Origin of the sequence: Pseudomonas sp. NPDC089996 (genome assembly GCF_044748405.1) — a bacterium.
Lineage (GTDB): Bacteria > Pseudomonadota > Gammaproteobacteria > Pseudomonadales > Pseudomonadaceae > Aquipseudomonas.
Genome location: NZ_JBIVGA010000026.1, coordinates 1 through 10,956, shown reverse-complemented (window position 1 = coordinate 10,956; position 10,956 = coordinate 1). Strand labels below are relative to the sequence as shown.

Annotated in this window: 6 protein-coding genes; 3 read left to right on the top strand and 3 right to left on the bottom strand. The window is 61.5% G+C overall.

What is annotated here, in order from left to right; all coding sequences use genetic code 11:
- Positions 1 to 516: 516 nt before the first annotated feature.
- Positions 517 to 2,673 carry a type I secretion system permease/ATPase gene (locus tag ACIPW4_RS26510; protein WP_400663447.1) on the top strand — a complete coding sequence of 719 codons (2,157 nt, stop codon included), beginning with the start codon at positions 517 to 519 and terminating at the stop codon, positions 2,671 to 2,673.
- The gene (locus tag ACIPW4_RS26505; protein ID WP_400663444.1) at positions 2,663 to 4,039 is read left to right on the top strand and encodes an HlyD family type I secretion periplasmic adaptor subunit; all 1,377 of its coding nucleotides are present in this window, start codon (positions 2,663 to 2,665) and stop codon (positions 4,037 to 4,039) included. Before ACIPW4_RS26510 ends, ACIPW4_RS26505 begins: the two co-directional genes overlap by 11 nt.
- A 150-nt stretch (positions 4,040 to 4,189) precedes the next feature.
- On the opposite strand, the gene ACIPW4_RS26500 is transcribed toward ACIPW4_RS26505, so the two are convergent.
- Genes ACIPW4_RS26500 through ACIPW4_RS26490 form a run of 3 tightly spaced genes read right to left on the bottom strand, consistent with a single transcriptional unit; the run spans position 4,190 to position 9,095 of the window.
- The gene (locus ACIPW4_RS26500; protein ID WP_400663441.1) at positions 4,190 to 5,566 is read right to left on the bottom strand and encodes an HlyD family type I secretion periplasmic adaptor subunit; all 1,377 of its coding nucleotides are present in this window, start codon (positions 5,564 to 5,566) and stop codon (positions 4,190 to 4,192) included.
- Entirely contained in the window at positions 5,556 to 7,712 is a 2,157-nt protein-coding gene (locus ACIPW4_RS26495; protein ID WP_400663438.1) for a type I secretion system permease/ATPase, read from the bottom strand. The genes ACIPW4_RS26500 and ACIPW4_RS26495 overlap by 11 nt, the downstream gene beginning before the upstream one ends.
- A gap of 45 nt (positions 7,713 to 7,757) precedes the next feature.
- Entirely contained in the window at positions 7,758 to 9,095 is a 1,338-nt protein-coding gene (locus tag ACIPW4_RS26490; RefSeq protein ID WP_400663436.1) for a TolC family outer membrane protein, read from the bottom strand.
- 362 nt (positions 9,096 to 9,457) lie between these two features.
- Between ACIPW4_RS26490 and ACIPW4_RS26485 the strand changes: the two genes are divergently transcribed.
- Positions 9,458 to 10,956: retention module-containing protein (locus ACIPW4_RS26485; protein WP_400663433.1), on the top strand; the 1,499-nt coding region annotated here is incomplete at its 3' end.

Here is a 10,956-nt window from a genome sequence, read left to right as displayed (position 1 = left end):
GGGACTCTCCAGATAACTCGACCAGTGCCTTCCATACCCCTCGACAGGGCGAGCGAAATGATTTCAAAGTGCCTCTATCTTTGCAGTGTCAAACTTTCGATCGGTTGATTTGATTGCATTTTGCAAATGACGAAATATTGACTTGCGTCGACGATTTGCAAATGAGGGGCAATCTAAATTCATAACGTGAAAATCAAGATTGCCAATTCTTACTTTCGTATTAATTGAAATGTAGTTAAACGATGAAAGCTGTGGTTGTCTGCTTGTAAGCCTCGTGGCGCTTGGCTTGTTGCGTGATTTGGCAAACGCGTCATGTGGTGGTGTTTAACTTGGACATGCACGAGTAGCATCTGTCGTTAGACGTTTGTTATAGGTGTTGAGGGTGACCTGTAATTGGAAGGTCGTTACAGGCGGCAGGCATGAAACCTTCACGCGTTGTTGCCGTCTGCTACAAAGAACAACGGGCCGATGTTGATGGGGCTTTGCCTCCAACTACCGCAAGGAAGAGAGCGCCACGTGGAATCCGAAGTCAGTCGAGTTCAAGTCAGTCACGATCCGCGCAGCCAGCACGACGATCCCCTGCTGGACTGCCTGCTCACCCTCTGTGTGCTGCACCAGAAGCCCGCCAGCCGAGTGATGCTGACCACCGGGTTGCCCCTGCCCGCCCAGCGCCTCAGCCCCGAGTTGCTGCCCCGCGCAGCGGCTCGCGCCGGCCTGCAGGGCCGCTTGCTGCAACGCAAGCTGGAGCAGATCCCGAGCATCGCCATGCCGGCCATGCTGTTGCTCAAGGACGGCCGCGCCGCTGTGCTGCTCGGGTGGGAAAACGCAGACACCGCACGCATGCTGCTCAGCGAGAGCGATGGCGGTGAGGTGCTGATCAGTCGCGAGGCGCTGCTCAGCGACTACAGTGGCCGGGTGTTTTTCGCCCAGCCGCAGCACAAGTACGACGTCAACCACGGCAACCTCATTCCGCGCACCCGCTCGTGGTTCCGCGATACCTTGCTGCGCAGCAAATGGCTGTATGTCGACGCCATCGCCGCCAGCCTGGTGATCAACCTGATCGCCCTGGCCGCGCCGCTGTTCGTGATGAACGTGTATGACCGCGTGGTACCGAACCAGGCCACGGCGACCCTGTGGGTGCTAGCGGTGGGCATCACTGGCGCATATGTGTTCGATTTGATTCTCAAGGGCTTACGCAGCCTGTGCCTGGACTTGGCGGGCAAGAAGACCGACCTGATCGTGTCGGCCACGCTGTTCGAACGCATCGTCGGCATGTCGATGAAGTACCGCCCGGCGAGGGTCGGCAGCTATGCGCAGAACATCCATGAGTTCCAGGGCCTGCGCGACTTCCTTGCCTCGCTGACCCTGACCAGCCTGATCGACCTGCCATTCACCCTCATCATTCTCATGGTGATCGCCATCATCGGCGGGCACCTGGTGTGGATCCCGATCCTGGCCTTCCCGCTGGCGCTGGGTATCGGTTACGCATTGCAGAAACCGCTGATGGCGACCATGGAACGCACCATGGCACTGGCATCCGAACGCCAGTCCAGCCTGATCGAAACCCTAGCTGGCCTGGACGCGGTAAAGGTCAACAACGCCGAGAGCGAACGCCAGTACATGTGGGAGCAGACCCTCGGCACCCTCAGCCGCCTGGAGCTGCGGGTCAAGGTGCTTTCCGGGCTGGCCATGAACATCACGATGCTGATCCAGCAACTGGCCGGCGTGGCGATGATCTGCGTAGGGGTGTATCTGATCATCGATGGCAGCCTGACCATGGGCGGCCTGGTCGCCTGCTACATGCTCAGCGGCCGTGCCCTCGGCCCACTGAGCCAGCTCAATGGCCTGCTGGCGCGGTATCAACAGGCCAAGGTGACCATGGCTTCCACCGACCAGATGATGGAGCTGCCGCAGGAGCGCAACTTTGAAGAGCGCCCGCTGAGCCGCCAGGTGTTGCAGGGCGCAATCGAATTCCGTGGCGTCGACTTCACCTACCCCAATCAGCAGAACCAGGCCCTCAAGGGCATCAACCTGGTGGTCAAACCGGGCGAGAAGATCGGCATTATCGGCCGCAGCGGCTCGGGCAAGAGCTCGCTGGCCAAACTGCTGGTCGGGTTGTACGAGGCGGACAAGGGCTCGTTGCTGGTGGACGGCGTGGACATCCGCCAGATCGACGTCAGCGAACTGCGCCACAACATCGGCTACGTGCCGCAGGACATCCAGCTGCTGGCCGGCACCCTGCGTGACAACCTGGTCAGCGGTGCGCGCTACATCGAAGACGAGCTGATCCTCCAGGCAGCCGAACTGTCAGGTGTGCACGAGTTTGCCCGGCTGCACCCGGACGGCTACGAGTTGCAGGTAGGTGAGCGTGGGCAGAACCTGTCCGGTGGCCAGCGGCAGAACGTGGCCCTGGGGCGAGCGCTGCTGCTCAACCCGCAGATCCTGCTGCTGGACGAACCGACCAGCGCCATGGACAACACCGGCGAAGAGCGTCTCAAGCAGCGCCTGCAGGCGGTGATCGAGGGCAAGACCGTGTTGCTGGTCACCCACCGTGCTTCGCTGTTGTCATTGGTGGACCGCCTGATTGTCATCGATCGGGGCCAGGTGGTTGCGGACGGCCCGAAAGCCGCTGTCATGGATGCGCTGAAGAAGGGGCAGATCAGTGTCGCGTAAGCTGGATTTCGCGCAGGTCAAAGACAACCTGCGCCGCTATTTCAAAGGCTCCGAATCGCTCGCCGGCCAGCCCCTGCCCGAGGTTGGCAAGTCGCTGATCGAGGATGCGCCGCGCGTGGTGCGGCTGACCATCTGGGGTGTGATCGCGTTTTTCGTGTTCCTGATCCTCTGGGCCAGCTTCGCCGAAGTCGACGAAGTCACCCGGGGCGAGGGCAAGGCTATCCCGTCTTCCAAGGTGCAGAAGGTCCAGAACCTGGAAGGCGGCATCGTCGCGCAAATCTACGCCAAGGAAGGGGAGGTGGTCGAAGTCGGCCAGCCGCTGCTGCGCCTGGACGAAACGCGCTTTGCCTCCAACAGGGGCGAAACCGAGGCTGATCGCCAGGCCATGGCACTGCGGGTCGAGCGCTTGAGCGCCGAGGTGGAAGACCGCCCACTCAACATCGACCCCGAGTTGCGCAAGGCCGCACCAAGCCAGGCGGTTAGCGAGGCCTCCTTGTACGAGAGCCGCAAGCAGCAGTTGCATGATGAAGTTGCCGGGCTTGAAGAGCAGCTGGTGCAGCGTCAGCAGGAGCTGCGCGAGTTCAATTCCAAGCGCGCCCAGTACAGCAACAGCCTGCAGTTGTTACGCCAGGAAATCGCCATGTCCGAGCCTTTGGTGGCCAAAGGTGCGGTGTCCCAGGTAGAGATCCTGCGTTTGCGCCGTTCGGAAGTGGAAACCCGAGGTGAAGTGGATGCTACCTCGCTGGCCATCCCCCGTGCCGAAGCAGCCGTGCGCGAGGTGCAGAGCAAGATCGAAGAAACCCGTGGCAAGTTCCGCAGTGACGCCCTGACCCAGCTCAACGAGGCCCGTGCCGACCTGAACAAGGCCAATGCCACCAGCAAGGCGCTGGACGACCGCGTGCACCGCACCCTCGTCACCTCGCCGGTGCGCGGCATTGTCAAGCAGCTGCTGGTGAATACAGTCGGTGGTGTGATCCAGCCTGGCAGCGACATCGTCGAGATCGTGCCGCTGGACGACACGCTGGTGATCGAGGCGAAGATCCTGCCCAAGGACATCGCCTTCCTGCACCCGGGTCAGGAGGCTACGGTCAAGTTCACGGCCTACGACTACACCATTTATGGCGGGCTCAAGGCCAAGCTGGAGCAGATCGGCGCAGACACCATCACCGATGAAGACAAGAAGACCACGTATTACCCGATCCGGTTACGCACCGAGAGCAGCCATCTGGGCAGCGATGAAAAGCCCTTGCAGATCATTCCGGGGATGGTGGCCACGGTGGACATCATGACCGGTGAAAAGACGATCATGAGTTATCTGCTCAAACCCATCATCAAGGCGCGCACCGAAGCCCTGCGCGAGAGATAACGGCCTTGCGCAGAATATGAAAAGCCTGCGCGGTTCCTGTGGGAGCACTCGGGCTTGCCCCGCGAACACCGGCAAAGCCGGTGCCATCCACTGCATCGCCTGCTTCGCGGCTAAAGCCGCTCCCACAGGGATCACGTAGGCCTTTAAAAGCTACCGCTCGCGCAACGCCTCACTGCGGGCTTTCATGATCGGCTTGAGCAGGTAGCTCATGATGGTTTTCTCGCCGGTCATGATGTCCACCGTGGCCACCATCCCAGGGATGATCAGCAAGGGCTTTTCATCGCTGCCGAGGTGGCTGCGGTCGGTGCGCAGGCGGATGAGGTAGTAGGTGGTTTTCTTGTCCTCATCGGTGATGGTGTCGGCGCCGATCTGTTCCAGCTTGGCCTTCAGCCCGCCATAAATGGTGTAGTCGTAGGCACTGAACTTGACCGTGGCTTCCTGGCCCGGGTGCAGGAAGGCGATGTCCTTGGGCAGGATCTTCGCCTCGATCACCAGCGTATCGTCCAGCGGTACGATTTCGACGATGTCGCTACCGGGCTGGATCACGCCGCCAATGGTGTTGACCAGCAGTTGCTTGATGATGCCGCGTACCGGCGATGTCACCAGGGTACGGCTGACCCGGTCATCCAGCGCCTTGCCGGTGGCGGTGGCCTTGTTCAGTTCGGTGCGCGCCTCGTTGAGCTGGGTCAGGGCGTCACTGCGGAACTTGCCTCGGGTTTCCTCGATCTTGCTTTGCACCTCGCGGATCGCGGCCTCGGCACGGGGTATCGCCAGTGCCGTGGCGTCCATCTGGCCTCGGTTTTCCACTTCGGAACGGCGCAGGCGCAGGATCTCTACCTGGGAGACCGCACCTTGCGCCACCAGCGGCTCGGACATGGCGATTTCCTGGCGTAGCAGCTGCAGGCTATTGGCGTACTGGGCGCGCTTGGAGTTGAACTCGCGCAGCTCCTGCTGGCGCTGCACCAACTGCTGTTCGAGGCCGGCGATTTCGTCATGCAACTGCTGTTTGCGGCTCTGGTAGAGCGACTCTTCACTGGCTGTCTGGTTCGGCGCAGCCTTGCGCAATTCAGGGTCGATGTTCAGTGCGCGGTCTTCCACCTCGGCGCTCAGGCGCTCGACCCGCAGCGCCATGGCCTGTCGATCGGCCTCGGTCTCGCCAACGTTGGAGGCGAAGCGCGTTTCATCCAGGCGCAGCAACGGCTGGCCGATTTCGACGATCTGCCCTTCCTTGGCATAGATCTCGGCAACGATCCCACCTTCCAGGTTCTGGATCTTCTGCAGTTTGGACGACGGAATGGCCTTGCCCTCGCCCCGGGTGACTTCATCGACCTTGGCGAAGCTGGCCCAGAGGATCAGGAACATGAAAAACGCGATCACGCCCCAGATGGTCAGCCGCACCACGCGCGGCGCATCCTCGATCAGCGACTTGCCGACTTCGGGCAGGGGCTGGCCGGCGAACGACTCGGAGCCTTTGAAATAACGGCGCAGGTTGTCTTTGACCTGCGCGAAATCCAGCTTATGCGACACTGATCTGCCCCTTCTTCAGCGCATCCATGACAGCGGCTTTCGGGCCATCTGCGACGATCTGCCCGCGATCGATGACGATCAGGCGGTCTACCAGCGACAGCAGCGAGGCACGGTGGGTGACCAGCAACACGGTCTTGCCCTCGATGATCGGCTGCAGGCGCTGCTTGAGGCGTTCTTCACCGGTGTTGTCCATGGCGCTGGTCGGTTCGTCCAGCAGCAGGATCTGTGGGTTGAGCAGCAGCGCTCGCCCCAGGGCCACGTTCTGCCGCTGGCCACCGGACAGGTTCTGCCCACGCTCGCCAACCTGCAGCTCATAGCCATCCGGGTGCAACCGGGCAAATTCGTGCACGCCGGACAGCTCGGCGGCCTGGAGGATCAGCTCGTCTTCGATGTAACGCGCGCCGCTGACCAGGTTGTCACGCAGGGTGCCGGCCAGCAGCTGGATGTCCTGCGGTACGTAGCCGATGTTGTGGCGCAGTTCGCTGACGTCGATCTGGCGAATGTCCACGCCGTCCACCAGCAGCGAGCCTTTATCTGCCTCGTAGAGCCCCACGATCAGTTTGGCCAGCGAGCTTTTGCCCGAGCCGCTGCGGCCGATGATGCCGATCTTCTCGCCCGGCTTGACCACCAGGTTGATGCCTTTGAGGGCCTGGTTCTGCTGATTGGGGTAGGTGAACTCGACGCCGCGGAATTCGATGGCACCTTGCAGCACCTGGCGGCTCAGCGGGCGCTCTTCGAAGTTGCGTTCCTGCGGCAGTTCCATCATCTGGTCGGTGGAGACCATGGTCACCTTGGCGTGCTGGTAGCGCGCAAGCAGGCCGTTGAGCTGACCCAGCGGGCCGAGGGCACGGCCGCTGAGCATGTAGCAGGCGACCAGGCCGCCCATGGTCAGGCTGCCATCAATGATGAGGTATACCCCCACACAGATCATCGCCACACCGGCCAGTTGCTGGATCAGCATCGTGATGTTCATGGCCAGGCTCGACAGCATCTTGACCCGCAGCTCCAGGCGGCTGAGGGTGCCGAGGGTCTGCTCCCACATGTACTGGCGTTCGCTCTCGGCGTTGTTGACCTTTACCGCGTCCAGGCCAGCCAGAGTCTCGATCAGGCTCGACTGGCGCTCCGAGGCCAGTGCCATGGTGCGTTCCATGGTCGCCATCAGCGGTTTCTGCAGGGCATAGCCGATGGTCAGCGCCAACGGGAAGGCCAGCACCGGGATCCACACCAGGTGCCCGCCGATGATGGCGATCACCAGCAGAACCAGCAAGGTAAAGGGCAAGTCAATCAGGCTGGTCAGGGTCAGCGAGGCGAGGAAGTCGCGCAGGCCCTGGAATTCATGGATGTTCTGCGCGTAGCTGCCGACCCTCGCCGGGCGATACTTCATCGACATGCCGACGATGCGTTCGAACAGCGTCGCCGACACGATCAGGTCGGTCTTCTTGCCCGCCAGGTCCAGGCACAGGCTGCGCAAACCTTTGAGAATCAGGTCGAACACATACGCGCCGGTGATGCCCAGCGCGAGCACCCACAGGGTCGAGGTGGCCTGGTTGGGTACCACGCGGTCATACACGTTCATCACGAACAGCGGCGCGGCCAGGGCGATCAGGTTGATCACCAGGCTGGCGGCGATGGCGTCGACATACAGCCATTTGCTGCGCAGCAAGGTATCGCGGAACCACGAGCGGGTGCGCGGAATGAGGTTGCCGTGGTTGACGTCGTACTTGTGCTGCGGCTGGGCGAAGAACACCTTGCCGCTGTAGTCGCCCTCCAGTGCCTCCCGGCTGACCAGCACCTCGCCACCATCACTCTCGCTGAGCAGCAGGCGGGCGCTACCGTCGGTGTCCCAGCCCAGCAGAACGGCGGCGCGGCCCTCCTTGAGCAGCAGCATGGCCGGCATGGCGATACCCGGGATCTGCTCCAGCTTGCGCTGCAGCAAGCGGCCCTGCAGGCCGGCCCGGGCAGCGGCGCGTGGTAGCAGCTCCATGGTCAGGCGCTGGGCTTCCAGCGGCAGCCCGGTGGTGAGCATGGCCCGGCTGGCGGGTTTCTGATGCAGGACACACAGGGTCAGCAGGCTATCCAGTAGCGGATCGTCATGCTGACTGCGTGGATCGTTGTTGAGCTGGATTCGGCTGACTTCGGATTCCACGCGGTGCTCTCTTCAAACCAGGCGGGTGATCAGGGGGCGAGCGCCTCAGTTCATGCCTGGGAGGCTCACATTGGGTTTCATGTCATTCTGCACGACGGTTGCCATCGGGGCGACCACGCCTTGGCTCTTCAGCAGCTGGCCCATGGTCGCCTTGATGCGGTACTGCGTATACACCTGAATGTTCTTCACTTCCACCAGACGGCGCTGGGCGGTGAAGGTCTCGTTCTCACTGTCGAGCAAGTCGAGCAGTGTCCGCTCACCGAGCGTGAACTGTTGCTGGTAGGCGCTGCGCACACGGATGCTGTGATCGACGTACTGCTGGGCGATCGGCACCTGGGCATTGGCGTTTTCCAGGGCGTTCCAGGCCAGGCCCAGTTCTTCATTGAGCTGGCGCAGGGCGTTGTTGCGGATATCCAGGGCTTGGTTGGCCAGGTACGACTTCGACTCGAGGTCGGCCTTGTTGCTGCCGCCATTGTACAGGTTGAAGTTCATCCGCAGCATCGCCTGCCACTCGTTGTTATGACCTTGCACACCATCGATGTTGTTATCGGCGGTGCGGCCCAGTTCTGCATCGAAACGTGGGTAGAAAGTCGACTTGGCGGTTTCGTACTGCTTTTCCGCTGCGGCAATGTCGGCTTCGGCCGAACGCAGGATCGGGCTGTTTTCAACCAGCTGGTGGCGCGCCTCGTCGAGGTTGGCGGGCAGCAGGTCCATGAACGGCGCCGGAGCGCTCAACTCGTCCGGCATCTGGCCCACCACGCTCAGGTAGTTGGTGTTGGCGTCGGCCAGGTTGGTCTGCTCGGTGATCAGGTTGTTACGGGCCTGAGCCAGGCGCGCTTCGGCCTGATCGAGGTCGGCGTAGCGGCCAACGCCGCGGCTGGTGCGCAGCTTGATCTGGTCGAGAACGCGTTCGTGGTTGCTCAGGTTGTCCTGGGCCAGGCGCACCATCTCGCGGCGAGTCAGCACATCCAGGTAAACCTGTGCGACTTCCAGCCCAGTGCGCTCGGAGGTGCCGAGCAGCGAATAGGCACGGGAATTGACAGTGGCCTGCTGACGGCCGACTTCGTTGGAGGTGGCAAAGCCATCAAAGACCATCTGCCGCAGGTTGATGGCGGACTCACCGCGATTCAGCGTCTCCCAGCGGTTGCCGGTGCTCGGGCTGTCGGTACCTTCACGGCCATAACCGGCGGTCAGGTCGACTTTGGGCAGGTATCCACCTTTGGCTGCGCGCAGTTGATAATCCGCGGCCGTCCGGGCGTTCACGCCAGCCTGGATCTCGGGATGGACCTCGAGCGCCTTCTGCATGGCCTCAGGCAGGGTCTGGGCCTGGACGAAGCCGATGGAAAGGGCGAACGGAAGAGCAGCGAATACAGATGCACGCATGTTTTATGTTGTTCCCGAGGAATGCTTGTCGCAAATCACGGCCGAAGCCGATCCCGCCTGCTAAATGGCAACCTTGAATGACCGTAAGTGGACCGTTCCGAAGAGGTACCGCGAAAAGTACGAGGAAGGGTTACAAAGGTGAAACATATCAATGTGACATTACCCGGCCAATTGTTTAGGATGGCGGGATGAAGGTCAATACTTTGGCATAAAGTTAATTCCTTTCCGTTATAGACAGAATATTGACGTTATTTTGGCGTCAATAAAACATGCAAGCACCCCAATTTTCACAGCGCATAGCGGCGTTTGATGGCCGGCTAGGCAAGAAGCCCACTTGAGCGGCTATCCCGGAGAGTCTCCCCATGAGCAGTGTTGTTGCCATCGTCAAAAGCATTGTTGGCCAAGTCATCGCAGTATCCCCAGAAGGCATTCGTCGCGTTCTGATCGAGGGTGATCGGCTCATGGCCGGCGAGCAGGTGCTCACCGGGGTTGGCGGGGCGGTAACACTGGAACTCTCCGATGGGCGTACCCTGGACCTGGGGCGTGATACCCAATGGAGCGCGGACGCACCGGACAGCATTACCGACCTGAGCCAGGCCGCTGCCCAGGCCGCGCCTTCGGTTGAAGAGCTGCAACAGGCCATCGCTGCGGGCGCTGACCCGACCACCGAGCTGGAAGCGACCGCGGCGGGCCCGGCTGCTGCAGGTGGTGGCTCGGTCGGTGGTGGCCACTCGTTCGTGTTGCTTGAAGAAACGGCAGGTGTGGTTGACCCGACCATCGGCTTCCCGACCGGCCCGATCGGTTTCGAGACCCAGCTCGCCGAGCAGGAAGTCGGTGCGCTCGACACCAGCATCAATGACGACAACATCGTAACCACGCCGATCACCACTGGCCTTGCGCTTAGCGCCACGCCGAGCATTACCGAAGCCGGTGGCGTGATCGTCTACACCGCAACTGTGGGCCAGGCACCGCTGACTGATCTGACCATCACCTTGTCCAATGGCCAGGTGATCGTCATCAGCGCTGGCCAGACCACGGGGACCGTGAGCGTTACCATCCCGCCGAACGATACGCCGTACATCGATGGCAGCGAGATCTCCACCACCATCACGGGTACCACTGGCGGTGGCATCACCGTGAACCCGGATCCGACCCCGGCAGTGACCCAGATCGTCGACACCGTCGACACAACAACCGTGGCTGTTTCTGCCGAGCCAGCGAAGGAGGGAGACACCAACGTCACCTTCAACTTCCAGCTGAGCAATCCGCCGCAGGCCGGTACCACCGTGACCCTGACGGTCAACGTGGGTGGCACCAACTACACCGTGAATGTGGACTCCACTGGTAAAGGCACCCTCCAGGTCCCGAATCCCAACGGTGACGACGTCTATACCGATCCGTCGAAGCTGACTGCGACCGTGACGGAAGTGAATGGCGGCAACTTCGAAGCGGTCGACCTGACTGGCGCGACCACTACCGCCACTGTCGAAGATACCGTCGACACCACCACCGTGGCTGTTTCTGCCGAGCCAGCGAAGGAGGGCGACACAAACGTCACCTTCAACTTCCAGCTGAGCAACCCGCCGCAGACCGGTACCACCGTGACCCTGACGGTCAACGTGGGTGGCACCAACTACACCGTGAATGTGGACTCCACTGGTAAAGGCACCCTCCAGGTTCCGAATGCCAACGGTGACGACGTCTACACCGATCCGTCGAAGCTGACTGCGACCGTAACGGAAGTGAATGGCGGCAACTTCGAAGCTGTCGACCTGACTGGCGCGACCACTACCGCCACTGTCGAAGACACCGTCGACACCACCACCGTGGCTGTTTCTGCCGAGCCAGCGAAGGAAGGCGA

What these genes read in the sequence shown, in the direction of transcription:
- ACIPW4_RS26490 (WP_400663436.1), bottom strand. Translation starts at nt 9,095, where the DNA reads ATGCGTGCATCTGTATTCGCTGCTCTTCCGTTCGCCCTTTCCATCGGC.